The sequence below is a fragment of the Stenotrophomonas maltophilia group sp. Smal32 genome (genome assembly GCF_030237085.1).
In the GTDB taxonomy this organism is placed as follows: domain Bacteria; phylum Pseudomonadota; class Gammaproteobacteria; order Xanthomonadales; family Xanthomonadaceae; genus Stenotrophomonas; species Stenotrophomonas maltophilia_Q.
Genome location: NZ_JASJSI010000008.1, coordinates 1,636 through 27,814 on the forward strand (window position 1 = coordinate 1,636; position 26,179 = coordinate 27,814).

Consider the following 26,179-nt stretch of genomic DNA (forward strand, 5'->3'; position numbering starts at 1 on the left):
TGTGTGTGGTTTGGGGGGGGGTGATGAAAAACCGCGGCGGGGTTTGGGGGTTTAAACCAGCCCCACACGGGTTTTGGGGTGTGTTTTAGGGGCCGGGGCCCCCCCCCCCCCCCCCAACACCCACCCCCCCCCCCCAACCCCCCCCGGGGGGGGGGGGGGGGGGGGGGGGGGGGGGGGGGCGGGCCCCCCCCCCCCCCCCCGCCGGGCGCCCCCCCCCCCCCCCCCGCCGCCCCCCCCCCCCCCCCCCCCCCCCCCACCACGCCTTCGACAGGTTCCTGCGATCCGTCGGGATGGCCTACTGAGCGGTGGCTGGTAGGTGTCGACCTTGGTCGACACGGTAGATCCACGCCATGCGTGGATGGAAGCATCTGTAATCTGTCTGGAGAAGAGCCCCCTTGTTGTTGAACGGGGCGCGTCGACAGGCGCGGGGATAAGGAAAAATGCGCGGACACGCTGCGTCCTTCGGCGCAACGTGTCTTGGGCCGGTCATTGCACCGGCTTATCATGCGTGGATGACTTCCGTACGCCTGACCTGCGCGCTGGCGCTGCTGCTGCCATTGGCCGCCTGCACCACCGCGCCCGCCCCTTCTGCCTCTGTTCCCACCACTGCTGCAACAGCTGCACCGCCGAAGCTGCTTCTGATCTCGATTGACGGCCTGCGCGCCGATGCGCTCGATCGCGGCCTGACACCGAACCTGCAGCGACTGATCGACGGCGGGGTACGCGCGCGCTGGATGACGCCGTCGTACCCCTCCCTGACCTTCCCCAACCACTACACCATCGCCACCGGCCTGCGCCCGGACCACCACGGCATCGTCAACAACAGCATGGACGATGCAGCACTGGGACGTTTCGAACTGAGCAACCGCGAGGCGGTCACCACCAGTGGCTGGTGGGGCGGTGAGCCGATCTGGGTCAGCGCCGAGAACGTCGGCGTGCGCACCGCCACCACCTCGTGGCCGGGCAGCGAGTCGGAAATCCGCGGCGTGCGCCCGAGCCAGTGGCGCGTCTATGACGGGCAGGAGCCGCTGGAGCAGCGCGCCGGCGTCGTGCTCGACTGGCTGGCGCAGACCGATGCCGATGCGCCGCGACTGACCACGCTGTACATGGAACACGTGGACAAGGCCGGCCATCACTACGGCCCGGATTCGAAGCAGTACGCCGACGCCATCGTGCGTGCCGACCAGATCATCGGGCAGGTGCTGGACGGCCTGCGGCAGCGTGGGCTGGCATCCACCACCAACGTGATCGTGGTGTCTGACCATGGCATGGCCAGCGTGGCCGATGGCCACGTGATCGCGACCGAATCGATGGTCGATCCGGCCATCGCGCGCAATGTCAGCCAGGGCCAATCCGTAGGGTTCGCCCCTCTGCCCGGCCGTGAAACGGATGCCGAGCGCGCGCTGCTTGGCCGCCATGCGCATTACGAATGCTGGAAGAAGGAAAGCCTGCCACCGCGCTGGCATTACGGTACGCACCCGCGGGTTCCGGACATCGTCTGCGCCATGGATGAAGGCTGGGATGCGCTGCACCGCGAAAAGATCGCCAAGCGCGCCAAGCAGGAGCGGGGTTCGCATGGCTACGACAATGCGCTGCCGTCGATGCGTGCGGTGTTCGTGGCCGGCGGCCCGTCGTTCCGCCAGGGCCTGGTGATCGAGGGCTTCGACAACGTGGATGTCTACCCGCTGCTGGCCCACCTGCTGCAGGTGCCGGCTGCACCGAATGATGGCAATCCGGAAACGCTGAAGCAGACCCTGCGTTGATCGAATGTCTCCGCCGGGCATGGCCCGGCGCTACCGCGCCAATGTGGGTAGTGCCGGCCCACGGCCGGCGGACGCGGCGGCCCGGACGACACGCATAAAAAAACGCGGCGCCAGGCGCCGCGTTTTCTTTGGACTCATCACCGGCCGGATCAGGCCTTGGCGACGGCCTTCTTCGCCACGGCCTTCTTCGCCGGAGCCTTGGCCACGGTCTTCTTGGCAACCGGGGCGGCGGCGCCTACGGCGACCTTGCTCGCGGTATGCGAACGGGCGTTGCCGTAGCTGGCGTTGTAACGCTTGCCCTTGGCGGTCTTGCGGTCACCCTTACCCATGTCTTCAACTCCTCAAGTGTGAAATCTGGTTACCCCGTACTGACACGGGTTCGGCGGGGCCGCCTTGCTGGGCGCCCCCGCGCACGATCGAAAATCCTATCACGGAGCGCCTAGTGCGCGCAGCTGCCGTCGTGCACGTGACCGTGGTTGAGGCGCAGGTTGACCAGGTGGGCCACGCCCACCAGCAGGCCGCCGATGGTCATCACCACCGCATGCGGCACCGCGTTGTGGTGCAGCGGGTCGTACAGCACGCCCGCCCACAGCGCGACCAGGCCGGGAATCAGGAAGCCCAGGGCGCGCAACGCACCATGCCGGCGGTAGCCCCAGACCAGGCTGAACAGACCCAGCAGGGTCACGAACACCACCAGAGCCTGCTCCACGCCGTCGCTCAGCCAGAACGACAGGCCCAGCGACGGCGCCGCCGCCAGCAACACGGGGATCACCGCGCAGTGCACCGCGCACAGCATCGAACCAGTGGCACCGAAACGGTCGAGCAGGTGGCGCAGGCGTGAGGACAGGGACATGACTTCCAGCAGGGTCGGCGAATCGTTATGGAATAATATAACATCCATTCCCGACCCGCACGGTTTCCCTCCCCCTGTCCCGCTGACGGGATTCGTGCGCCCAGCGATTGATATACAGTAACAAAGGACTTCTTCATGCCCACCCACACCCCGCGGCTCAAGCCGCATTCCCTGGCCCTGGCCCTGGCTCTGGCCACCCTGCTGCCGTCCATTGCCTTTGCAGCCGGCCAGGACACCTCCCATCGTGACCGCCACCTGACTGAACTGTCGTCGGTGCAGGTCACCGCCTCGCCGCTTCAGGGCGATGCAGAATCCCTGGCACGCCCGGTTGACGTGCTGGCTGGCGAGCGCCTGGACGAGCAGAAGGCCGGTACCCTCGGCGACACCGTGGCCAAGCTGCCGGGTGTGCAGAGCACCTTCTTCGGCCCCGGCGTCGGCCGCCCGATCATCCGCGGCCAGGAAGGCCCGCGCGTGGCCGTGCTGTCCAACGGCATGGGCAACATGGATGCATCCACCGTCAGTGCGGACCATGCCACCAGCATCGAGCCGTTCCTCGCTGACCAGATCGAAGTGCTGAAGGGGCCGGCCACGCTGCTGTTCGGCAGCGGTGCCATCGGTGGTGCGGTCAATGTGGTCGACGGCCGCATCGCGCGTGAGCTGCCCGAGCGCCCGCTCAGCGGCCGCGCCGAGCTGCGTGGCAATTCGGTGAACAACGAGCGCAGCGGCATGTTCCGCCTCGATGGCGTCACCGGCAATGTCGTGCTTCATGTGGACGGCCTGGTACGCAATGGCGACGACTACCGCATTCCCGGCTATGCGGTGATCGACAGCCTGGAAGACCACCACGACGACCACGACCACGCGGGCGAGGAGGGCGAAGAGCCGCGCCGCGGCCGCCTCGACAACAGCTCCATCCGTACCCGCGCCGGTGGCGTCGGCGCGACCTGGCTGGGCGACGGCGGCTACTTCGGCGTGTCGGCCAGCACCTACCGCACCAACTACGGCATTCCCAACGGAGCGCACGTGCACGCCGATGGCGACGATCACGGCCATGACCACGGCCACGACCATGGCGACGAAGAGGAAGGCGGCGACGAGCATGACGTGCGCATCGACATGGTGCAGAACCGCTTCGAGACCAAGGCTGGCATCTACAACCCGGTCTCCTTCCTGAAGAACATCAACGCACGCGTGGCCTACACCGACTACGAGCACGTGGAACTGGAGGCCGGCACGCCCTCCACCCGCTTCACCAACCGTGGCATCGAGGCACGCCTGGAAGCGGTGCAACAGCAGATCGGCGGCTGGGATGGCGCGTTCGGCCTGCAGTTCGGCAACAGTGATTTCGGCGCCAAGGGTGAAGAGGCGTTCGTACCGGATACCGGTACGAAGAACATCGGCCTGTTCGTGCTGCAGGAAAAGCAGTTCGGCCCGTTCAAGCTGGAACTGGGCGGCCGCCACGATCAGGTCAAGCTGGACCCGACCGGTGACTACCGCCGTCGCACGTTCGGCGCCACCAACCTGTCTGCCGCTGGCATCTGGAAGCTCAACGATGCCGTTGATCTGCGCATCGGCGTGGACAGCTCCGAGCGTGCACCGACCAACGAAGAGCTGTATGCCGCCGGCGCGCACATCGCCACCCGCTCGCTGGAAATCGGCGATGCCAACCTGAAGACCGAGCGCGGCCAGCGCGTGGAACTGGGTATCCACACCCACAGCGAACGCCTGGACTTCTCGGCGTCGGTCTATCAGACGAAGTTCAAGGACTTCATCTACCTGGCCGACACCGGCGTAACCGAAGGCCTGCCGGTTCGTGCATGGACCCAGCAGGACGCGGTGTTCCGCGGTGCCGAGGCCGAAGCGCTGGTACACCTGTTCGAGGGCGGCGCCGGTGACTGGGATCTGCGCCTGTTCGGTGACTACGTGAAGGCCAAGCTGGATGGCAGCGGCAGCCGCAACCTGGACATCGCCGTGCCGCATGGCGACCACACCCACAACTACAGCGTGGAACTGGCCAACACCGGCTACCTGCCCCGCATCGCCCCGGCCCGCATCGGTGCCGACCTGCGCTGGTCGAAGGATGGCTGGCGCGCTTCGGTCGGTGCGGTGCGTTACAGCCGCCAGAAGGACGTCGCGCAGAACGAGGAGCCGAGCAACGGCTACACCCTGGTCGATGCGCACCTGGCCTACCGTTGGGATCGCAACGCCAGCAACAGCTACGAGGTGTTCCTGGATGGCAGCAACCTGACCAACCGCGAAGTGCGTCCGCATACGTCGCTGCTGCGTGACTACTCGCCGCTGCCGGGCCGTGGTGTCGCATTCGGCATCCGCGCGTTCTTCTGATCGCGTAGGCGGGGTCGGATCCCTTTCCGCAGGAAAGGGCTCTGACCCCACGTGATCCTACGGGGGCCTTCGGGCCCCCGTTTTCGTTCAGATTCCCACCATCACGTATCCGTCACAAAGATGTGCGTACGACAACAAGCGGACAATCCCGTCACTCAATGTCTCGCCAACCGGACACTAATGTCCGAAAATATACCCATGACCGCCCAACGTGCCGATGCTGCTGCCCGCCGTGCCCTCATCCTCGACGCCGCCGATCATGTGTTCGGCCAACACGGTGTCACCGCCCCTCTGGACCTGGTGGTTGAACGTGCCCAGGTAGGCCGCGCCACCCTGTACCGCAACTTCCCCGACCGCACCGCGCTGATCCAGGCGTTGCTGCAACGCACGGTCGACCGGATCCGGCGCCAGGTCGAACAGCTCGGCGACCGCGACGATGCCCTGTTCGAGGTGTTCGAGGGCATGGCCCAGCGCATCATCGATTCACCGGCGCTGGCCGATTACTGGCGCGCCGTCGATTCGGATGTGCCAGCCATGCGCACCGCGCGCGAAACCGTGCGCGACCTGCTGGAGGTGCCGATCGCCCGCGCCAAGGTAGCCGGCCTGTGCCGGGCCGATCTGGAAAAGACGGATATTTCACTGATCTCGGGCATGCTGGGGGCGGCCCTGCGCGGCAAAACCCGCGACGAGCGTGCCCAGTTGGCCGGGCGTGCCCTGCAGCTGCTGCGCGGGGGTCTCCAGGGAGCAGCCAGCGAGGCCCGCTGATGGTCCAGCCGTATCTGAAGCCGGTTCCGGATTGGGAGGAGCACGAGAAGCCGACCATGCCCGGTTCGGCATCGATGCCCTGGCATCCGCCGTATCGGCGCGTGGCCTATGCACTGGTGTCGCTGCTGGTGGCGATCACCGGCGGCCTCGGCAATGCGCTGGTGACCGCCAACCTGCCGTTCCTGCAGGGCCAGCTGGCGCTGACCCCGACCCAGGGCAGCTGGCTGGTGGCGGCCTATGCAATGGTCAACGTCACGGCCAACCTGCTGGCCTTCAAGTTCCGCCAGCAGTACGGCATCCGCCTGTTCGCAGAGATCGGGCTGGGCCTGTATGCGGCGCTGGCGGTGCTGCACCTGTTCGTCGGCAGCTTCGAGACCACGATGCTGACCCGTGCCGCCAGCGGCTTCGCTGGCGCGGCCTGTTCGACCCTGGGCACGCTGTACATGTTGCAGGCGCTGCCGCGGCGGTTCACCGGCAATCTGCTGGTGGTCGGGGTCGGCCTTTCGCAGCTGGCGGTGCCGATCGCCTGGATCGTTTCGCCAGGCCTGGTCGATACCGGCCAGTGGCACCAGCTGTATTCCTTCGAAGCCGGCCTGGCGCTGTGTGCATTTGCAGCCGTGGTGGTGCTGAAGCTGCCGCCCGGCATCCAGATCAAGGCCTTCGAACCGCTGGACTTCCTCACCTTCGCGCTGCTGGCACCGGCGGTCGCGCTGCTGGTGATCGTGCTGGCGCAGGGCTACACGCGCTGGTGGCTCAACACGCCATGGCTGGGCTGGGCACTGGTCGCCTCGATCGTGCTGTCCACCACCGCCTTCATCATCGAGCACTACCGGCGCAATCCGCTGCTGCAGATCCGCTGGCTGTCGAAGCTGCCGGTACTGCACTTCATCGTCGGTGCCTTTCTGATCCGCTTCCTCACCACCGAGCAGTCCTATGGCGTCGTCAACCTGATGCGCACGCTGGGCATGGGGCCTGACCAGATGCGCCCGCTGTTCGTGGTGATACTGGCGGGCGTGGTCACTGGCATCGCCGGAGCATCACTTACCTTCGGCCCGAAGCGGCTGATCCCCCAGCTGCTGATGGCGATCCTGCTGCTGGGCGCCGCCGCCTTCTTCGACCAGCATCGCACCAGCATGGATCGGCCGCACGACTTCTATGCCAGCCAGTTCCTGGCCTCGGTCGGCGCCGGCATGTTCATGGGCCCGTTGATCATGCTCGGCATTTCCGCCGCTCTGAAACAGGGCGTGGATCACATGATCACCTTCCTGGTAACGCTGTCGATCACGCAGACCCTGGGGGGCCTGGCCGGATCGGCGGTGCTGGGTACCTTCCAGCTGCATCGCGAACAGCTGTACTCCAGCGCGCTGACCAGCCAGCTCGACCCGGCCGATCCTGTGGTGGCGCAGCGCCTGCGTATCCAGCAGCAGCTGTACGCTGCCCAGATCACCGATCCGGTGCTGCGCAGCGCGCAGGGCAGCGCGCAGCTGGCGCAGACGACGCGCCGCGAAGCCAACGTGCGCGGCTTCAATGATGTGTTCACGCTGAGTGGCTGGCTGGCCATCGGCTTCCTGTGCTGGTTGCTGCTGTTGTCGGTGCGCACCGCCGTGCTCAAGCAATGGCGCAAGCGCCATCCCACGTCCCCTGCCGTGGCCACGCCGGCCGCGCCCCGCTGAGTCCAACCCCATGCCTCCCGTTCCGCCCCGCACCGACGACGACAACGTCACCCCACCGCCACCGACGGACGCCGCTCCCGCGCCCACGCCAGTCGAACCTGCCGTGGCGCCGAAGTACCTCAAGCCCAGCGCGCGCAGCGTGGTGGTGATGGTGGTCGTGGCCCTGCTGGGCATCGCGCTGATCCTGCGCGCGTGGCACCTGTGGCCGTTCACCAGCACGGTGATGGTGACCGACAATGCGTATGTGCGCGGGCAGATCACGGTGATGGCGCCGCAGGTGAACGGCTATGTGACCGAGGTGCTGGTGAAGGACTTCCAGCACGTGAAGGAGGGCGCGCCGCTGCTGCGCATCGATGACCGCATCTACGCACAGCGTGTCGCGCAGGCACAGGCAACGCTGGACAGCGCGCGCGCGGCGCTCGCCAACTCCGACCAGTCGCAGGCCCAGAACCGCGCACAGATCGCCTCCGCGCATGCAACGCTGTCGGCCGGCCAGGCCGAACTGCAGCGCGCGCGCAACGAGCTGAAGCGCTACGAGGAACTGGCCGCGCAGCAGTTGGTGTCGATCAATGACCGCGACAAGTTCCGCACCACCCAGGCGTCGGCACAGGCCAGCGTCCAGCAGTCACAGGCGCAGATCCGCATTGCCGAGGAAACCCTGGTATCGACCCAGGTCGCGCGCAAGAGCCTGGAGGCGCAGGTGGAGAGCGCACAGGCGCAGCTGGAACTGGCGCGCATCGATCTGGCCAATACCGTGATCCACGCGCCGCGCGACGGGCAGATCAGTGAAGCCAGCGTGCGCGTGGGCCAGTACGTCGCGGCCGGTTCTCAGCTGCTGTTCCTGGTGCCTGACACGCTGTGGGTGGTGGCCAACTACAAGGAAGGCCAGACCTGGGGAATGGCCATCGGCCAGCCGGCCACGTTCTCTGTGGACGCGTTCCAGGGCCAGGTGCTGCGTGGCCGCGTGCAGGAGATCGCCCCGGCCACCGGGTCGGAATTCAGCGTGCTGCGCCCGGACAATGCCAGCGGCAACTTCACCAAGGTGGTGCAGCGGCTGCCGGTACGGATTTCGATCAATGAAGGCCAGAAGCTGGCCGCAGAGTTGCGGCCTGGCATGTCGGTGATCGTGCGGGTGGATACCGCAAGCAAGCCGATGGACTAGGACGCGACCCTGCAGGACTCGGCTTGGTAGAGACGGCTTGGTAGAGTCGACTGTCAGTCGACTATCGCGCAGCGCGGGGTACTCGTGGGCTTCACGGAAGAGCAGTCGACTAACAGTCGACTCTACCGCCGACCGACTCTACCGCCGACACGATCAGCCCGCGCAGCGCGCGCAGAGCCCGTGCACTTCCAGGGTCTGTGCCTGCGGCTGGAAGCCCAGCTCCTTGGCACGCTTTTCCAGCTGGGTGACGATCTCGCGGTCTTCCAGTTCCACTGCGCTGTGGCAGCTGTTGCAGATCAGGAACGGCACCGAATGCGCGGCGCTGCTGGGGTGATGGCAGGCCACGAATGCATTCACCGACTCCAGCTTGTGCACGAAGCCATTGGCCATCAGGAAGTCCAGCGCGCGGTACACGGTGGGCGGGGCATCAGCGCCCACGCCCTTGCCGTTGCGCACCCATTCCAGCAGCTCGTAGGCCTTGACCGGCTTGCCGGCCTCGGCGATCAGCTTCAGCACGTTGGCGCGGATCGGGGTCAGGCGCAGCCCGCGTTCGCGCGAGACGCGCTCGACCACCGCCACGAAATCCGATGCGTCATGGACGTGGTGGTGCGGGGCGGTACAGGCAGTGGCGGTCTTGGCGGGCATGCGTGTTCTCCGGTTCGGGCCTGGCAAGGATGCCTCAGGCCGTTGCTACCTTGGTGATGGCCACATCAATGCGTTTCAAGGCCTGCTCGCGGCCGGCCAGGTACACGGTATGGGAAATGTCAGGGCTGACCTGGGTGCCGGTGATGGCCACGCGCAGCGGCTGGGCAACCTTGCCCATTCCGATCTCCAGCGCCGCGGCGGCATCATGCAGGGCCACGCCCACCGACTCGGCGGTCCATTCCGGCAGGGCTGCCAGCAGCTCGCGGGCCTTGCCCAGCGCCACCTCGGCGCCGGCCTTGAAGTGCTTGGCCACGGCGGTTTCGTCGTACTCGGTCAGCGGCTGGTACCAGACCACGGCCTTCTCGGCCATTTCCTTCAGGGTCTGCACGCGTTCACGCAGGGCGATCACCACGTCCTCCGGGGCCGGGCCGGCGGCCACGTCCAGGCCCAGCTTCCGCAGCTGGTACACCAGGTGCGGCACGATGGCGGCCACGTCCTCGGTCTTCAGGAAGTGCTGGTTGACCCAGCCCAGCTTGGCCATGTCCAGGCGCGAGGCCTTGGAATTGCAGTCCTTCACGTCGAACAGGTCGATCAGTTCCTGGCGGCTGAACAGCTCCTGGTCACCATGCGACCAGCCCAGGCGGGCCAGGTAGCTCAGCAGCGCATCGGGCAGGTAGCCGGCGTCCTTGTACTGCATCACGTCGGCCGCGCCGGTGCGCTTGGACAGCTTGGCGCCCTGCTCGTCCAGGATCATCGGCATGTGGCCGAACTTCGGCACCGGCGCACCGATGCCTTCGTACAGGTTGATCTGGCGCGGGGTGTTGTTGATGTGGTCGTCGCCGCGGATGACCTCGGTGATGCCCATGTCCCAGTCGTCCACCACCACTGCGAAGTTGTAGGTGGGGTAGCCGTCCGGGCGGAAGATGACCATGTCATCCAGCTCGCTGTTGGCGATCTCGATGCGGCCTTTGATCAGGTCGTCGAACACCACCGTACCTTCCAGCGGGTTCTTGAAGCGGATGACGCGATTCGGGTCGTCCTTGCGCGGCAGGCCCAGGTCACGCGCGGCGCCGTTGTAGCGCGGCTTTTCCTGCTTGGCCATGGCGGCCTCGCGCATCGCGTCCAGCTCTTCGCGGGTCTCGTAGGCGTAGTACGCCTTGCCGTCGGCCACCAGCTGCTCGGCCACTTCCAGATAGCGGGCGACGCGGTCGGTCTGGTAGATCGGGCCCTCGTCGTAGTCCAGGCCCAGCCACTCCATCGCCTCCAGGATCGCGTCGATCGCGCCTTGGGTGCTGCGTTCACGGTCGGTATCCTCGATGCGCAGCACGAACTCGCCGCCACGGTGGCGGGCCTCCAGCCAGCAGTACAGCGCAGTGCGGGCACCACCGATGTGCAGGTAGCCGGTGGGACTGGGGGCGAAGCGGGTGCGGCAGGTCATGGACGGCTCGAGGAACGGGAATCCCCTGATTTTACCACCAGCCCCGGAAAGGCAAGGAGGGGCGGATGCATCGCCCCCTCCCCTTCCGGTTTTTCAGGGCTGCGGTTCAGCCTTGCGCGGGAACGACTGCTCGCGCATCGCCGCGTTGTAGGCGAACGAGGCGACGATGGCGGCGGCCTGCTTCAGGTCTTCCGGCTCGGCGTGGTCCCAGGTATCCAGGTGGCTGTGGTGGACATTGGTGAAGTAGTCCAGCCGGTCCTGGATGAACTGGAAGCCCGGCAGGCCGATGCGGTCGAAGCTGATGTGGTCGGTGCTGCCGGTGTTGCGAGTGGCCACGGTAGTGGCGCCCACGTCATGGAACGGCGCCAGCCAGGCTTCGAAGATCGGCATCGCCGCCAGGTTCTCCTGCGCATAGATGCCACGGAACCGGCCCGAGCCGTTGTCCATGTTGAAGTAGACCTGGAACTTGTCGTAGTCGCGGGTCTTCTGCAATGCACCGGTCGGCTCGCGCAGCGAGGCCGGCAGTGCCTTCTGTGCCGCGTCGGTGGGTTCCGGGAAACGACCGAAGTGCTTGGCCACATAGGCCTGCGAACCAATCAGGCCCTGTTCCTCGCCGCTCCACAGCGCCACGCGGATGGTGCGCTTCGGCTTGGCGCCGGTGGCCTTGAGGATGCGCATCGCCTCCATCATCACTGCCACGCCGGCCGCGTTGTCGGCCGCACCGGTACCGCTGTGCCACGAATCCAGGTGCGCGCCGATCATCACCACTTCGTCGGGCCTGCTGCTGCCGCGGATCTCGGCCAGCGTGTTGTAACCCGGCTGGTCGGCCTGGTCGGTGAAACGCGCGGCCACATCCACGCGCAGGCGCACGGTCTGCTTGGCCTCCAGCGCGCGCACCAGTGGATTGAAGTGCTCGCTGATCATCGCCAGCTCGGGGATGCCCACCGATTCACCGGCCTTGCGCGAACCACCACCGGCAACGCGGATGATGCCGTTGTCCCAGCTGCTGATACTGATCGAGGCCAGCGCGCCCTCTTCCACGAAGAACGCATTGACCTTGGTCGCCAGCTGCTGGCGTTCCTGGTACTCCTTGACCCGCTTGGCACGTTCGGCGGTGGCGTCCTTGTCCTTGGGCAGGGTGAACTCCTGCAGGCCCTCCAGCGAGGTGGCGTCATGCCGGTGCGAATCGGGCTCGGTGCCGCGCTTGTACTCGCGCGCCTCGCCCAGCAGCAGGATCTTGTCGCGCAGCTTGCCGCGGTACTTCTCGATGTCTTCCGGCTTCTTTATCTCGACCTGGACCAACTCGCCTTCGACCGGGCCCTTGGTGCCCGGCGTCCAGGCCTTGGGCAGCGCATGCAGCGGCTGCACGCGGTCACCCAGCATTTCCACGCTGGCCGAGGTGAACTCCCAGCCACGGCCGAAATCATCGAAGGCTTCGTCGTGGACGTTGTCCAGCTTCCATTCGTTGAACTTGCCGCGGGTCCAGGCATTGGCGCGGCCCATCGCCGGCGAATTGGTCAGGCGTGGGCCGATGCGCTCGGTGAGATAGCTGAAGGTGTCCATCACCTGCGAACGATGGAAGGCCTCCTGGCGGATGCGGCTGACCATGTCCAGGTCCACCGTTTCGCGCTGCTGCGCCCCTGCATTGCCACCCATCACCAGCGCTGCGGCCAGCACGCCCCACTTCAACACATCGCACCCCTGCCCTTCGGCTCGATCATCAACCCATCGAGTCTAGCCAGCAGGGGCGCGGCGATACCGTCCCATCGGTCATGGACAGCTGTAGGTCCACGCCATGCGTGGATGAACAGCCGAATCATCCATTCCACCCCAACCACAACTGCGCCCGCTCCGGCAGCAACAGCAACCAATGCCGCCGGTCGATGCTGCTGCAGCCGAACACCGCCGCATGCGCCGGCCAGTCATCCGGCAGGCCGCCGATGCCGATCTCGGCCAGCGCCTCTGCCCCGGCCTTCCATGGCCGGTAGCGCGGCACCCGGCCGGCCACCGCGCCGCGTCCCTGCCGCGCGCCCTGCAGCCAGGCCAGCCCCTTGCCCTGCAATCCCTCGCAGGTGACCGGCGCCAGCTGGAAGGGGACCAGGCCGGGCGCAATCCGTGCCCCCGGCAGGGCCGCCAGCACGCCATGCGCCTGCAGCAGTGCATCCACTTCCAGCAGGGCCGGAATGCCCTGCCGTGCCCGTTGCCGCAATCCCTCGCGCCAGCCCATGGTGTACTCCTTACTTCAGTTCCGCGCCAAGCGCGTACCAGTCGACCCGGCGGGTCACCCACATCGCCAGTGCCAGGATCACGAACAGCAGCAGCGAACCCATCAGCAGCGCATTGTTCTCCGACACCAGCAGGCCGTACAGCGCGCCATACAGCACGGTCAGCAGCGTGGCGAAGCCGAGGCCGCGCTTCCAGTGCCCCAGCACGTTGGCCAGATACACCGCCTGCAGGCCGATACAGGCCACCGCCGACACCAGGTAGGCCTTCCAGAATGCGATGTGCTCGGACAGGCTGATCAGCAGCAGGAAGAAGATCGCCAGCGCCAGGCCCACCATCAGGTACTGCAGCGGGTGGATGCGCAGCGACTTGATCAACTCGAACAGGATGAAGCCCACGAACGTCAGCAGCACGAACAGCACGCCATACTTCGAGGCGCGATCGGCCTGGGTGTAAGCATCGACCGGATCGACCAGCGAAACGGTCACCGCCTGCGATTCGACCGCACCGTCATTGCGCAGCTGGCGCTGTGCGTCGGAGGCCAGCGAGGACACCGCCCAGCGCGCATCGAAGCCTTGCGCATCGACGCGGCGCTCGTTGGGCAGGAAGGCACCGCTGAACGACGGGTGCGGCCAGCTCGAACGCAGCGCGATGTGGGTGTCATCGCCCACCGGCACCACCGACAGCATGCGGCTTCCGTCCAGGCGCAGCTCCAGCTCCACGGTGCTGGCGGCCAGCGTGCCGCCATGGTCTTCGGCGAATCCGGCCACCGGTGCATGCAGGCCGCGGCCGACTTCGCTGGCGGCGCCGACGCCCGGCAGCAGGCGCAGCTGCTTGCCATCCACGCGCAGGTTGGGCGTACCGACCAGGCCGCGCACATCGGAAACCCCCACCGCCACGTACGGTTGACCGTAGCTGCGGCCGGCCTTCACCGGGTAATCGTCTTCGGCGAAGGTTGCCTTCATCTGGCCGTTCCAGCTGTACACCGGCACCTTGAACAGGCCGACCTCACGCTGGCTCGGCAGCATTTCGCCGCCGACCTCCAGCGACGCCGGCATCTGCAGCCAGTGCCCTTCGGTGACCTGTACCTCGGTCTTCTTGACGCCCAGCGGGTCGACCAGCTCAACCTGCTTGCGCTCCACCCACGGCACCACCCGCACCGGGCCGACCAGCTGCTGTGCACCGGCGCGGCTGTCGGCCACCCGCGCGAAGGCCTCGTCGCGGTACGCACTGCGTTCGTTGATGACCCCGCGGATCATCGTCAGCGGAACCAGCAGCAGCAGGATCAGCCCGCCGACAATGGCGAACCGCAGCAGCATCTTCAGGGATTTCATGGTCCATCCTCGTTGGAGAGGGCTGCAGGATGGACCGCTGCAGTGAGCAGGGTTTGTGGCGAATTTGAAGCGAGTGTGAAGTCAGCGCCGCGGACGCTGGCCCGGCGTACCCAGCGGCAACCACAGATTGGCCACGGTGCCACCGCCGTCGCGGGCATCGACGCTGGCGCGGCCATCATGCAGGCGAGCGACCTCCTGCACGAACGGCAGGCCCAGGCCGGAACTGCGCCGTCCGCTGCCGGGGCGGGCCAGCGAATAGAAGCGTTCGAACACCCGCTCACGCGCATAGTCGGGAATGCCGGCACCGCGGTCGGCCACCTGCAGGCGTACGCCCTGCCCATCCACCTCGGCCTGCAGCGCGATCTCCGCGCCGGCCGGAGAGAACGCAATCGCGTTGTCGATCAGGTTGTGCAGCGCCTGCCGCAACAGGTAGCCGTCGCCCTGCACCTGCAGGTCGGGCACGCTGCCGATGCGGACCTGCACGCCCGCCGCCTGCGCGCGCACCTGCGCGGCCGCGGCGGCATCGGCCAACAAGATTGGCAGCGCGATCGGATCACGGGTCTGCAGCCAGCCATGCTGTTCCACTTCGGCCAGCGCCAGCAGTTTGTCGATGGTCTCGGTCAACCGCTCCTGCTGATCGACGATGCTGCGTGCGAAATGCATGCGATCGGCTTCCGGCAGCGGCTCCTGCAGCAGCTCGGCCGCACCGCGGATCGCCGCCAATGGACTCTTCATTTCATGCGTCAGCGACTGCACGTACTGCTCGACGTAGGCCTTGCCCTCCAGCTTGCGGCGCATGGTTTCCAGCGCCTGGCCCAGGTCACCGATCTCGTCGCGGCGGCGGCGCGGCGGTGGCACCGGTTCGCCGGCGCTGACCGCACGCGCATAGCGGCTGAGCTGGCCCAGGCCGGTGGTCAGCCACATTGTCACCAGCACACCGACCAGCGCCGACAGCCCGATCAGCCAGGCGCCGCGCTCGATGATGGCGCGCTGGCTGGCAGCGATGAACGGATCGATGCTGCGGTTGGGCTGGGCCAGGCTGAGCACGCCGATGAGCGTGCGTCCATCGGCCGGGTCGTACACCGGCGCTGCCACGTGCATCACTGTATCGCCTTCCTCACCCGGTGTTTCCGGGCTGGAGCGGGCGCCGTACTCGCCGCGCAGCGTGCGGTACACATCATTCCAGCGCGAGTTGTCGCGCCCCAGGTCGCGGCCCAGCGAGTCGTAGATGACGATGCCCTTGGCATCGGTGATGGTCACCCGGTAATCCAGCGAACGCTTCGGGAAGCGCCAGACCATCGCCTTCAGGTCACGCTGTCGTGCCTTGGCGAGGCTGCGGGTGAAGCTGCCGCTGCGGATGGTGCCGGCCTTGACGTCGGCGGCGGCCATTTCGGCCAGCACGTTGGCCGCATCGACCAGGGTCGATTCCATCGCCTGGCGCACACCGGGCTTCACCTCGTTGACGAACACGCGCATCACGAAGAAGGCGGCGATGCCGGTGATCAGGAAGAAGCCCAGGAACAGCTTCAGTACCAGGCGCATCGGCTAGACCTCCAGCGCGTAGCCAAGGCCACGGTGGGTACGGATCGGGTCGTCGCTGGCGCCTGCCGCACGCAGCTTGGCGCGCAGCGTCTTTACATGCGTATCAACGGTCCGGTCGGCGCTGTCGGCGCTGCTGTCCCAGCCACGGTCCATCAGCTGGGCACGGCTGAGAATGGCGCCGGGGCGCTGCAGCAGCGCCTCCAGCAGCGCGTACTCGTAACGGGTCAGGTCCAGTGCCTGGCCATGGAAGCGGATACGCCGGCCTTCACGGTCGATGGCGAAGGCGCCGTATTCCTGCCAGCCCGCATCGGCACCGGGTGCTGCCACGACCGGTGCCGCGCGGCGCAGGCGCGCACGCACCCGCGCCACCAGTTCGCGCGGCGAGAACGGCTTGGTCATGTAATCGTCGGCGCCCAGTTCCAGGCCGAGCACACGGTCGACCTCGTCGTTGCGGGCGGTCAGGAAGATCACCGGCAGCTGTGCCTCCGGCCCGGGGTGCGCGCGCAGCCGACGGCAGACCTCGAACCCGCCCAGGTCGGGCAGGCCCACGTCCAGCACCACCACGTCGATATCGCCGGCCTGCAGCCGCTGCAGGGCCTCGCCGCCCAGCAGGCAGTGGCTGGCGGCATAGCCCTCGCTGCGCAGCGCGTAGAGCACGGTTTCGGCGATGGCGGCTTCGTCCTCGACCACCAGGACATGGGCAACAGGAGCTGTCATGGCGCGCAGCATAGCCGCTGCGGCCGCCGCCCCGTACACTGCCGCCCATGAACTATCGCCACGCCTTCCATGCCGGCAACCACGCCGATGTGCTCAAGCACATCGTGCAGCTGGCCCTGATCGACAGCTTCAAGCGCAAGGACAGCCCGTTCTTCGTGCTCGACACCCACGGCGGTGCCGGCCGTTACCTGCTGGCCAGCGAAGAAAGCCGCAAGACCCTGGAGGCCGAATCCGGGATCATGCGGCTGATGGCCCAGCCCAAGCTGCCGGAGGTGGTCGAGCGCTACCTGAAGGCGGTGCAGGCCGACAATCCGATCGGCGCGCTGACCACCTACCCCGGCTCGCCGCTGCTGAGCGCACAGGCCATGCGTGCCCAGGACCGCATGGCGGTATGCGAGCTGCAGGAAGCCGAAACGGCCACGCTGAAGGCGCTGTTCGCGCATGACAGCCGCGTCGACGTGCGTGCGGGCGATGGCTACGCACTGCTGCGTTCGCTGCTGCCGCCGAAGTTCAACGGCAGCAAGATCGGCCGCGGCCTGGTGCTGATCGACCCGCCCTACGAGGCGCAGGACGCCGAATACCAGGCCGTCCTGGCCGCGCTGGCCGAGACCCTGGCACGCTGGCCGCAGGCCACCTGCGCGGTCTGGTTCCCGATCAAGCAGCGCCGCACCATCCTGCATTTCCTGCGCAAGGCCACCGCCCTGCCGGTGAAATCGGCGATGACGATCGAGTTCCTGGTGCGCCCGGACGACTCGCCGCTGCGCCTCAACGGCAGTGGCATGCTGCTGCTCAACCCGCCCTGGCAGTTCGACCGGGTGGTCGGCCCGGCCCTGCCGGCACTGCGCCAGCACCTGGGCGAACCCGGTGCCAGCACCCGCCTGGATTGGCTCAAAGCGCCCGAATAACGGCCTTCACGAGGCTGTACCGCCGTGAGCCTTTCGTTCACGGAATGCAGCCCCGGTGATGCCACAATCGATGGACCACCAAGGAATCACCCGGTATGGCCACTCGCAACCGCATGCCGCCCTGGCATGAGATCTTCAAGGCTCCCAGCGGCCACGAGCTGCTGATCCGCCCCATCCGCCCGGAAGATGGCGCACCGCTGCAAGCGGCGTTCAGCCTGTTCGGGCCGGAAGAAATCCGTGATCGTTTCCTGCAGGCGGTGACCGAGCTGTCGCCGGAAACCACCCAGCGCCTGACCCACCCCAATCCCAAGACCGAGATCACCCTGGTCGCAGCCGAATCCCTGCCCGCTGGCGAAGCGGTGGTCGGCGCGGTCGCCCGGGCCTCGATCATCCCCGGTACCCGTGAAGCCGAGTACGCGATCCTGATCAGCCGCTTCCTGATCGGCCAGGGCCTGGGCCGGCAGCTGATGCGCAAGCTGGTGAAGTGGGGCCGCGGCAAGTACCTGGACCGCCTGTACGGCGACGTTGCCGCCGAGAACGAGCCGATGAAGCAGCTGGCCGCCTCGCTGGGCTTCAAGCCGGTGCCGCACCCGACCGGTGCCGAAGGCCTGGTGCGGATGGTGCTGGAGCTGGACAACTGAAGGTAGCGCCGGGCCATGCCCGGCGACGTTGATTCAACCGCTGCGCTCGCCGGGCTTGGCCCGGCGCTACACCCGCTCACGTCACGATCATGGGCCCGGCAGGGGCTTCTGCTAAAATCCGGGGTCCATGTCGCGTACCTCATATCCCGCCCCGCCGCTGCCGCGTGCCGGCCAGCTCCGCGCCTGGTGGCGCGCCCCCACCTCGCCGACCGCCCTGGCCTGGTACCTGGCCCAGGCCGCGCGTGCGCACGACGCTCCGCTGCTGGTGATCGCCCGTGACAACCACGGCGCCAACCAGCTCGAAGCCGACCTGCACACCCTGCTCGGCGGCGACCCGGCCCTGCCGGTGGTCGCCTTCCCGGACTGGGAAACCCTGCCCTACGACCGCTTCAGCCCGCATCCGGACATCATCTCGCAGCGTTTGTCCGCCCTGCACCGCCTGCCCACGCTGAAGCGCGGCCTGGTGATCGTGCCGGTGCAGACCCTGCTGCAGCAGCTGGCCCCGCGCAGCTACGTGATCGGTGGCAGCTTCGACCTGAAGGTCGGCCAGCGCCTGGACCTGGAAACGGAGAAGCGCCGCCTGGAAAGCGCCGGCTACCGCAACGTGCCGCAGGTGATGGATCCGGGTGATTTTGCGGTGCGCGGCGGCCTGCTCGACGTGTTCCCGATGGGCGCCGACGAGCCGCTGCGGGTGGAACTGCTGGACGAGGACATCGATTCGATCCGCGCCTTCGACCCGGAAAGCCAGCGCTCGCTGGACAAGGTCGAAGCGGTGCACATGCTGCCCGGCCGCGAAGTCCCGATGGACGAGGCCAGCATCGCCCGCGTGCTGGCCACGCTGCGCGAGCGCTTCGATGTCGATACCCGGCGCAGCGCGCTGTACCAGGACCTGAAGTCCGGGCTGGCCCCGGCCGGCGTCGAGTACTACCTGCCGCTGTTCTTCGAACGCACCGCAACCCTGTTCGACTACCTGCCCGACGGCAGCCTGCCGGTGGTCTGCGCCGGCACTGGCGAAGCCGCCGAAGCGTTCTGGGCGCAGACCGGTGAGCGCTACGAACAGCGCCGCCACGACGTCGAACGGCCGCTGCTGCCGCCGTCGGCGCTGTACCTGTCGCCGGAGCTGCTGCGCGAGCGCCTGAACGATGCACCGCGCATCGAGGTGTGGGCTGCTGACCACGCACGCATCGCCGACGCGCACCCGTTGGGCGACCAGCCGTTGCCGCCGTTGCCGGTGGCCGCGCGCGACGCACCGGCCGGCGACGCACTGAAATCCTTCCTCGGCCACTACCCGGGCCGCGTGCTGATCGCCGCCGATTCGCCCGGCCGTCGTGAAGCCCTGCTGGAAGTGCTGCAGGCCGCCGAGCTGAAACCACCGGTGGTGGCCGACCTGCCCGCGTTCCTCGCCGACGATGCGCGCTTCGCGATCGCCGTGGCGCCGCTGGAGGATGGCTTCGCGCTGGACGATCCGCGCATTGCGGTGCTGACCGAACGCCAGCTGTTCCCCGAGCGCGCCGGCAGCACCCGCCGTACGCGCCGTGCCGGCCGCGAGCCGGAAGCGATCATCCGCGATCTCGGCGAGCTGACCGAGGGCGCGCCGATCGTGCACGAGGACCATGGCGTCGGCCGCTACCGGGGCCTGATCGCGATGGACGTCGGCGGCATGCCCGGCGAGTTCCTCGAAATCGAATATGCCAAGGGCGACCGCCTGTATGTACCGGTCGCCCAGCTGCACCTGATCAGCCGCTACTCGGGCGCCTCCGCGGAAACCGCGCCGCTGCATTCGCTGGGTGGCGAGCAGTGGAGCAAGGCCAAGCGCAAGGCCGCCGAGAAGGTGCGCGACGTGGCTGCCGAACTGCTGGAGATCCAGGCCCGCCGCCAGGCGCGTGCCGGCCTTGCACTGCAGGTGGACCGCGCGATGTATGAGCCGTTCGCGGCCGGCTTCCCGTTCGAGGAAACGCCAGACCAGCTGGCCGCGATCGACGCCACCCTGCGCGACCTCGCCAGCAGCCAGCCGATGGACCGTGTGGTCTGCGGCGACGTCGGCTTCGGCAAGACCGAGGTGGCGGTGCGCGCGGCATTTGCCGCTGCCAGCGCCGGCAAGCAGGTGGCGGTGCTGGTGCCGACCACGCTGCTGGCCGAACAGCATTACCGCAACTTCCGCGACCGCTTCGCCGATTACCCGCTGAAGGTCGAGGTGCTGTCGCGCTTCAAGACCACCAAGGAAATCAAGGCCGAACTGGAGAAGGTTGCCGCCGGCACCATCGACGTCATCGTCGGTACCCACCGCCTGCTGCAGCCGGACGTGAAGTTCAAGGACCTGGGCATGGTCATCGTCGATGAGGAACAGCGCTTCGGCGTGCGCCAGAAGGAAGCGCTGAAGGCGCTGCGCGCCAACGTGCACCTGCTGACCCTGACCGCCACGCCTATCCCGCGCACCTTGAACATGGCCATGGCCGGCCTGCGTGACCTGTCGATCATCGCCACGCCGCCGCCGAACCGGCTGGCCGTGCAGACCTTCATCACCCAGTGGGACAACGCACTGCTGCGCGAAGCCTTCCAGCGCGAGCTGGCGCGCGGTGGCCAGCTGTACTTCCTTCACAACGACGTGGAAAGCATCGGCCGCATGCAGCGCGAGCTGTCCGAGCTGGTGCCGGAAGCGCGCATCGGCATCGCCCACGGGCAGATGCCCGAGCGTGAGCTGGAAAAGGTGATGCTGGATTTCCAGAAGCAGCGCTTCAACGTGCTGCTGTCGACCACGATCATCGAGTCGGGCATCGACATCCCCAACGCCAACACCATCATCATCAACCGCGCCGACCGCTTCGGCCTGGCCCAGCTGCACCAGCTGCGCGGCCGCGTCGGCCGTTCGCACCATCGCGCCTATGCCTACCTGGTGGCGCCGGACCGTCGATCGATCACCCCGGACGCCGAGAAGCGCCTGGAAGCGATCGCCTCGATGGACGAGCTCGGCGCCGGCTTCACCCTGGCCACGCACGATCTGGAGATCCGCGGTGCCGGTGAACTGCTCGGCGAGGACCAGAGCGGGCAGATGGCCGAGGTCGGCTTCAGCCTGTACACCGAGCTGCTGGAGCGCGCGGTGCGCAGCATCAAGCAGGGCAAGCTGCCCGACCTGGATGCCGGCGAAGAAGTGCGTGGCGCCGAGGTCGAGCTGCATGTGCCGGCGCTGATTCCGGAAGATTACCTGCCGGACGTGCACACCCGCCTGACCCTGTACAAGCGCATTTCCAGCGCGCGCGACAGCGACGCGCTGCGCGAGCTGCAGGTGGAAATGATCGACCGCTTCGGCCTGCTGCCGGATGCGGCCAAGCACCTGTTCGCCATCGCCGAGCTGAAGCTCAAGGCCAATACGCTGGGCATCCGCAAGCTCGACCTGGGCGAGAACGGTGGCCGCATCGTGTTCGAATCCAAGCCGAACATCGACCCGATGGCGGTGATCCAGCTGATCCAGAAACAACCGAACCTGTACGCCATGGAAGGGCCCGACAAGCTGCGCATCAAGCACCCGCTGCCGTTGCCGGAAGACCGCTTCAATGCGGCCCGCGCCCTTCTGACCACCCTCGCCCCGGGTTGATCGCCCCCGAATACCCCGCACCGGTCCCCACCCGGTGCGGGCGGATGACCATGTTTCCTGACGCCGTACCCGCCCCCGACCTGCTGCACGCGCAGGCCTGCCTGATCGATGCCCTTTCGATGTCGCTGCAGATGCGCGATGCCTACACCCGCCACCACTGTGACCGCGTCGGCCTGCTCGCGCATCGCCTGGCCGCGCACTGCGATCTTGACGACGACGGCTGCGCGCAGATCGGCCTGGCCGCGCGCTTCCATGACATCGGCAAGATCGGAATTCCCGACGATGTGCTGCTGGCACCGCGCCGGCATACCGATGAGGAGCGCGCGATCATGCGCGAGCATCCGGTACGCGGCGAACACATCTTCCTGGCCACCGGCCGCAGCGACGCGGCGCCGGTTGCGCGGCTGATCCGCGCCCATCACGAGGCCTTCGATGGCAGCGGCTATCCCGACGGCCTGCGAGGCGAGAGCATTCCGCTGGGCTCACGCATCGTCACCGTTGCGGATGCCTACGATGCAATGACCAGCGCGCGCCCGTATCGCGATGCGATGGAGCATGAAACCGCATTGCGGATCATCGAAGCGCAGTCCGGCGGGCTGGTGGATCCCTACGTGCTGCAGCGCTTCCATCGCATGCTGGCGCGGGAGCCCGAGCTGGCATGAGATGCCAACCCGGCATGGCCCGGCACTACCGGCCGTGAAAAACAAAAGGCCCGGCATTCGCCGGGCCTTTCGCACCACGCATCACGTGCGATCGATTACCAGATCACCACGCGCTTGTCGTCTGCACGCACCATCGCATCGCCCGCCTTGCATTGGAATGCAGCGGCATAGGACGGCATGTTCGACGGCGCACCGTTGGCACGGAAGTTGGCCGGGGCGTGCGGGTCGGTGTTCAGGCGGACGCGCAGCTCACCGTCGGTGAAGTTGCGGCGCCACACGGTGGCCCAGTTCATGAAGAAGCGCTGGTCCTGGCTGTGGCCATCAACTTCGACGTTCGCCTTCGGGTCTTCCTTCAGCGCCATCTGCAGCGCGTCGTAGGCTACGGTCAGGCCGCCCAGGTCGCCGATGTTCTCGCCCAGGGTCAGCTTGCCCTTCACGAACACGCCCGGCACCGCCTCATAGCCGTCGAACTGCGCGACCAGCTGGTCGGTACGCTCGGTAAAGGCCTTGCGGTCGGCGTCGGTCCACCAGTTGTCGAAGTTGCCGTTGGCGGCGAACTGGCTGCCCGAGTCGTCGTAGCCGTGCATCATTTCGTGGCCGATGACCGCACCGATGCCGCCGTAGTTCAGCGCCGGATCGGCCTTGGCGTCGAAGAACGGCGCCTGCAGGATGGCGGCCGGGAACACGATCTCGTTCTTGGTGGCGTTGTAGTACGCGTTGACGGTCTGCGGGGTCATGCCCCACTCGGTCTTGTCCACCGGCTTGCCGATCTTGTCCAGCATGTAGCGGTAATTGAACGCGCGCGCGGCCTGCATGTTGCCCAGGTAGCTGTCGCCGTTGGTCTGCAGGCCGGTCCACTCACGCCACTTGTCCGGATAACCGATCTTCGGGGTGAAGCTGGCCCACTTCTCCAGTGCCTTCTTCTTGGTTTCTTCGCCCATCCACGGCAGCTGCTCCAGGCGCGCCTTCAGCGCCTGCGACAGGTTTTCCACCAGATGCTGCATGGCCACCTTGGATTCGGCAGGGAACACGGCGTCGACATACAGCTGGCCCAGGGCTTCACCCATGCCACCGTTGACCGACTCCAGCACGCGCTTCCAGCGCGGCTGCATTTCCTTCTGGCCACGCAGGGTGGTGCCGTAGAAATCGAAATTGGCCTTCTCGAACTGGCTGCTCAGGTACGGCGAAGCATCGTCGATGGTGTGGAAGCGCAGGTAGGCCTGCCAGGTGCTGGCCGGCACGTCGGCCAGCATCTTGTCCATTTCACCGAAGAAGCCCGGCTGGGCCAGCGAGAACTTCTGCGCGGCCGGCACCTTCAGGGTGTCGAACAGCGCGGTCCAGCTGAAGTTCGGGGTCAGCTTGTCGGCGTCGGCGGCGCTGAGCGGGTTGTAGCGCTTGGCAGGGTCACGCATTTCGATGCGCGACATCGAGGCCTTGGCCAGGCGGGTTTCAAAGGCCATCACGGCCTTGGCCTGCTCGGCGGCCTGTGCCGCGTCCACGCCGGACAGGGTCAGCACCTGTGCGATGTAGGCCACGTAGGCGTCTCGGATCTTGGCCTGCGCGTCGTCGAAGTAGTAGCCCTTCTCCGGCAGGCCGAGGCCACCCTGGCCCACGTAGGCGATGACGTTGGCCGAATCCTTGTAGTCGGCATTGGCGAACAGCGAGAACAGCACGCCCTTGCCCTCGGCCTGGCTGTCGCGCAGGTACTGGGTGATGGCGGCGGTGTCGTTCAGTGCAGTGATCTTGTCCAGCTGCGGCTGCAGCGGCGCCAGGCCGGCGGCTTCGATCTTGGCTTCGTCGTTACCGGTCTTCCAGATGTCACCGATCTTGGCTTCCACCGAACCGGCCTTGGCCTGGCTGGCGGCGGCCTGCTGCACCAGCGCGTGCTGCACTTCCAGCGAGCGCTCGCGCAGGATCTCGAAGCTGCCCCAGGTGGTCTGGTCGCCCGGCACCGGGTTGGCCTTCAGCCACTTGCTGTTGACGAAGCCATTGAGGTCGGTACAGGCCGAAATGGCCGGATCCAGGTCGGCGCTGTTGAGCGAGATCAGCGGGGTCTTGATCTGCGACTGGTCGAAGGCCGGCTTGGCGTCGGCGTTGGCAGCCGGCGCGGATTCATTCTTGCCACAGGCGGCCAGCGAGGCAGCAATGGCGATGGTCAGGCCCAGCGGGGCCAGGTTGCGGAAGTTCATGAGGCTCTCCTGCGGGTAATTTCACAGGGTAGCCGGGAAGGCCCAGCGCGGGGACCGGCCAAAGGTCACAGGACGCCTCTCTGTAGAGTCGAACCATGCTCGACTGCTCTCCGTTCCGGTTTCATGCCACTTGTGGCAAGAGGCCCAAAAAGCAGTCGAGCATGGCTCGACTCTACAAAAACAAGAAGGCCGGCTTGCGCCGGCCTTCTGCCTTACTTCGCCTTGCCCTGGTTGGCCACGGCTTCGGCGGCCTTGCGCGCCGCTTCCGGGTCGCCCAGGTAGCGGAACGACTTCACCGTCAGATCGTCGTTCAGTTCGAACAGCAGCGGAATTCCGGTCGGGATGTTCAGCTCGAGGATTTCCTCGCGCGAGACGTTGTTGAGGTACTTGTACAGCGCGCGCAGCGAGTTGCCGTGGGCGGTGACCAGCACGGTCTTGCCGTCCTTCAGCTGCGGCGCGATGGCGTCATGCCAGTACGGCAGCACGCGGTCCAGGGTGGTGGCCAGCGATTCGGTGCCCGGCAACGCGTTGCGATCGAGGCCGGCATAGCGGCGGTCATGGATCGGGTGGCCCGGATCTTCCAGGTCCATGGCCGGCGGCGGGATGTCGTACGACCGGCGCCACACCTTGACCTGGTCCTCGCCGTGCTTGGCGGCGGTCTCGGCCTTGTCCAGGCCCTGCAGGCCGCCGTAGTGGCGCTCGTTGAGCCGCCAGGACTTGTTCACCGGCAGCCAGTCCTGCTCCAGCTCGGCCAGCGCACCCTGCAGGGTGTGGATGGCGCGCTTCAGCACGGAGGTGTGGGCGACGTCGAACTGCAGGCCTTCCTCGCGCATCAGGCGACCGGCGGCGGCCGCTTCCCGGCGCCCCTGCTCGGTCAGGTCGACATCGACCCAGCCGGTGAAGCGGTTGTCCAGGTTCCACTGGCTCTGGCCATGGCGCAACAGTACGAGTTTACGGGTCACTGCAGGGTCTCCAACGCGAGGAAAGGCAGGCCACCATTGTAGCCCCGGGCGCCGCTCACCGGGCCGTGGCGTTGCCCATGCCATGCTGTGGCCAATGAATACGGTGATCGACCCCGGACGCTGGGAAGGCAGCGTCGCCACTGCCCGCGCGCAGCAGACCCAGCTTGCCAGCCGCGTGGAGCGCAAGGACCGGTTGCCCCGCGATGTGCGCTGGCTGGCCGGGCTGGATGTCGGCTTCGAAGACAACGGCGCCACCACCCGCGCCGCAGCGGTGCTGCTGGACGCGAATACGCTGCAGCCCGTGGCGCAGGAGATCGCGCGGATTCCAACGGTGATGCCGTACATCCCCGGCCTGCTCAGCTTCCGCGAACTGCCAGCGTTGTTGGCCGCGCTGACGCTGCTGCCGCGCACGCCGGACCTGGTGTTCGTCGACGGCCACGGCATCAGCCATCCACGCCGGTTGGGCGTGGCCGCGCACCTGGGCGTGGTCACCGACCTGCCCAGCATCGGCGTCGCAAAGTCGAAACTGGTGGGCCGGTTCATCGAGCCGGGCGCCGAGGCCGGCGCGCATGCGCCACTGCGGGATGGCGATGAACAACTGGGCTGGGTGCTGCGCAGCAAGGTGCGCTGCAAGCCGCTGTTCGTGGCCGGCGGCCATCGGGTCAGTGCCGATACCGCGCTGGACTGGGTGCAGCGCACCCTGCGCGGTTACCGGCTGCCGGAGCCGACCCGGCTGGCGGACCGGCTGGCCTCGCGACGGGACGAATAGC

21 protein-coding genes are annotated in these 26,179 nt (G+C 67.2%); 10 read left to right on the plus strand and 11 right to left on the minus strand.

The features are described from left to right. Positions 1–512: 512 nt before the first annotated feature. Complete coding sequence (locus tag QRO91_RS03420; protein ID WP_197619946.1) at positions 513–1,763, plus strand: ectonucleotide pyrophosphatase/phosphodiesterase; 1,251 nt, start codon at positions 513–515, stop codon at positions 1,761–1,763. Positions 1,764–1,912: 149 nt separating this feature from the next. Here the strand turns inward: QRO91_RS03420 and QRO91_RS03425 are convergent, their stop codons facing one another. After that, positions 1,913–2,092: a 30S ribosomal protein THX gene (locus tag QRO91_RS03425; protein WP_004150462.1), complete on the minus strand. Its 180-nt coding sequence runs from the start codon at positions 2,090–2,092 to the stop codon at positions 1,913–1,915. A 110-nt stretch (positions 2,093–2,202) separates the two neighbouring features. Further along, on the minus strand, positions 2,203–2,616 hold the full coding sequence (locus tag QRO91_RS03430; RefSeq protein ID WP_197650397.1) for a MerC domain-containing protein: 414 nt from the start codon (positions 2,614–2,616) through the stop codon (positions 2,203–2,205). Positions 2,617–2,751: 135 nt separating this feature from the next. Here QRO91_RS03430 and QRO91_RS03435 point away from each other — a divergent pair, with 135 nt between their 5' ends. From QRO91_RS03435 to QRO91_RS03450, 4 genes are all read left to right on the plus strand, one after another. Continuing rightward, entirely contained in the window at positions 2,752–4,959 is a 2,208-nt protein-coding gene (locus tag QRO91_RS03435; RefSeq protein WP_197650398.1) for a TonB-dependent receptor, read from the plus strand. Positions 4,960–5,157: 198 nt separating this feature from the next. Next, positions 5,158–5,724 (plus strand): TetR/AcrR family transcriptional regulator, encoded by a 567-nt coding sequence (locus QRO91_RS03440; RefSeq protein WP_197619947.1) that lies wholly within the window; start codon positions 5,158–5,160, stop codon positions 5,722–5,724. After that, a complete protein-coding gene (locus tag QRO91_RS03445) occupies positions 5,724–7,397 on the plus strand; it encodes an MFS transporter (protein ID WP_197619948.1) in 1,674 nt (557 codons plus the stop codon). The genes QRO91_RS03440 and QRO91_RS03445 overlap by 1 nt, the downstream gene beginning before the upstream one ends. Before the next feature lie 10 nt (positions 7,398–7,407). Continuing rightward, complete coding sequence (locus tag QRO91_RS03450) at positions 7,408–8,559, plus strand: HlyD family secretion protein (RefSeq protein ID WP_197619949.1); 1,152 nt, start codon at positions 7,408–7,410, stop codon at positions 8,557–8,559. 153 nt (positions 8,560–8,712) lie between these two features. Here the strand turns inward: QRO91_RS03450 and QRO91_RS03455 are convergent, their stop codons facing one another. From QRO91_RS03455 to creB, 7 genes are all read right to left on the minus strand, one after another. After that, on the minus strand, positions 8,713–9,204 hold the full coding sequence (locus QRO91_RS03455; RefSeq protein WP_004150412.1) for a Fur family transcriptional regulator: 492 nt from the start codon (positions 9,202–9,204) through the stop codon (positions 8,713–8,715). Between the two features lie 34 nt (positions 9,205–9,238). Next, a complete protein-coding gene (gltX, locus tag QRO91_RS03460; protein WP_197619950.1) occupies positions 9,239–10,642 on the minus strand; it encodes a glutamate--tRNA ligase in 1,404 nt (467 codons plus the stop codon). Positions 10,643–10,735: 93 nt separating this feature from the next. Next, positions 10,736–12,334, minus strand: a complete 1,599-nt coding sequence (locus tag QRO91_RS03465) for a M20/M25/M40 family metallo-hydrolase (protein WP_197619951.1) — start codon at positions 12,332–12,334, stop codon at positions 10,736–10,738. A 124-nt stretch (positions 12,335–12,458) separates the two neighbouring features. Continuing rightward, positions 12,459–12,869, minus strand: a complete 411-nt coding sequence (locus QRO91_RS03470; RefSeq protein ID WP_285310258.1) for a hypothetical protein — start codon at positions 12,867–12,869, stop codon at positions 12,459–12,461. A gap of 10 nt (positions 12,870–12,879) precedes the next feature. Beyond that, positions 12,880–14,199, minus strand: a complete 1,320-nt coding sequence (gene creD / locus QRO91_RS03475; protein ID WP_197619953.1) for a cell envelope integrity protein CreD — start codon at positions 14,197–14,199, stop codon at positions 12,880–12,882. An 81-nt stretch (positions 14,200–14,280) separates the two neighbouring features. Then, the gene (creC, locus tag QRO91_RS03480) at positions 14,281–15,741 is read right to left on the minus strand and encodes a two-component system sensor histidine kinase CreC (protein WP_197650399.1); all 1,461 of its coding nucleotides are present in this window, start codon (positions 15,739–15,741) and stop codon (positions 14,281–14,283) included. 3 nt (positions 15,742–15,744) lie between these two features. After that, complete coding sequence (creB, locus tag QRO91_RS03485; protein WP_285310259.1) at positions 15,745–16,470, minus strand: two-component system response regulator CreB; 726 nt, start codon at positions 16,468–16,470, stop codon at positions 15,745–15,747. A 35-nt stretch (positions 16,471–16,505) separates the two neighbouring features. On the opposite strand from creB, the gene QRO91_RS03490 reads away from it, so the two are divergent. The 4 genes from QRO91_RS03490 (at position 16,506) to QRO91_RS03505 (ending at position 22,258) form a co-directional block, all read left to right on the plus strand. After that, positions 16,506–17,363 (plus strand): 23S rRNA (adenine(2030)-N(6))-methyltransferase RlmJ, encoded by an 858-nt coding sequence (locus QRO91_RS03490; protein ID WP_049432781.1) that lies wholly within the window; start codon positions 16,506–16,508, stop codon positions 17,361–17,363. Between the two features lie 95 nt (positions 17,364–17,458). Continuing rightward, entirely contained in the window at positions 17,459–18,004 is a 546-nt protein-coding gene (locus tag QRO91_RS03495; RefSeq protein ID WP_004150340.1) for a GNAT family N-acetyltransferase, read from the plus strand. A 127-nt stretch (positions 18,005–18,131) separates the two neighbouring features. After that, positions 18,132–21,596, plus strand: coding sequence for a transcription-repair coupling factor (gene mfd / locus QRO91_RS03500; protein ID WP_197650401.1), 3,465 nt, complete (start codon positions 18,132–18,134; stop codon positions 21,594–21,596). 44 nt (positions 21,597–21,640) lie between these two features. Further along, positions 21,641–22,258 carry an HD-GYP domain-containing protein gene (locus tag QRO91_RS03505; protein ID WP_049429601.1) on the plus strand — a complete coding sequence of 206 codons (618 nt, stop codon included), beginning with the start codon at positions 21,641–21,643 and terminating at the stop codon, positions 22,256–22,258. 95 nt (positions 22,259–22,353) lie between these two features. Here QRO91_RS03505 and QRO91_RS03510 read toward each other — a convergent pair whose 3' ends face one another. Both QRO91_RS03510 and gpmA read right to left on the minus strand, forming a co-directional pair. After that, entirely contained in the window at positions 22,354–24,447 is a 2,094-nt protein-coding gene (locus QRO91_RS03510) for a M13 family metallopeptidase (RefSeq protein ID WP_197619959.1), read from the minus strand. Positions 24,448–24,659: 212 nt separating this feature from the next. Further along, positions 24,660–25,409, minus strand: a complete 750-nt coding sequence (gene gpmA, locus QRO91_RS03515; RefSeq protein ID WP_004150217.1) for a 2,3-diphosphoglycerate-dependent phosphoglycerate mutase — start codon at positions 25,407–25,409, stop codon at positions 24,660–24,662. A gap of 94 nt (positions 25,410–25,503) precedes the next feature. On the opposite strand from gpmA, the gene nfi reads away from it, so the two are divergent. Continuing rightward, complete coding sequence (nfi, locus tag QRO91_RS03520; RefSeq protein WP_049429599.1) at positions 25,504–26,178, plus strand: deoxyribonuclease V; 675 nt, start codon at positions 25,504–25,506, stop codon at positions 26,176–26,178. The last annotated feature ends 1 nt before the right edge of the window (position 26,179 follow it).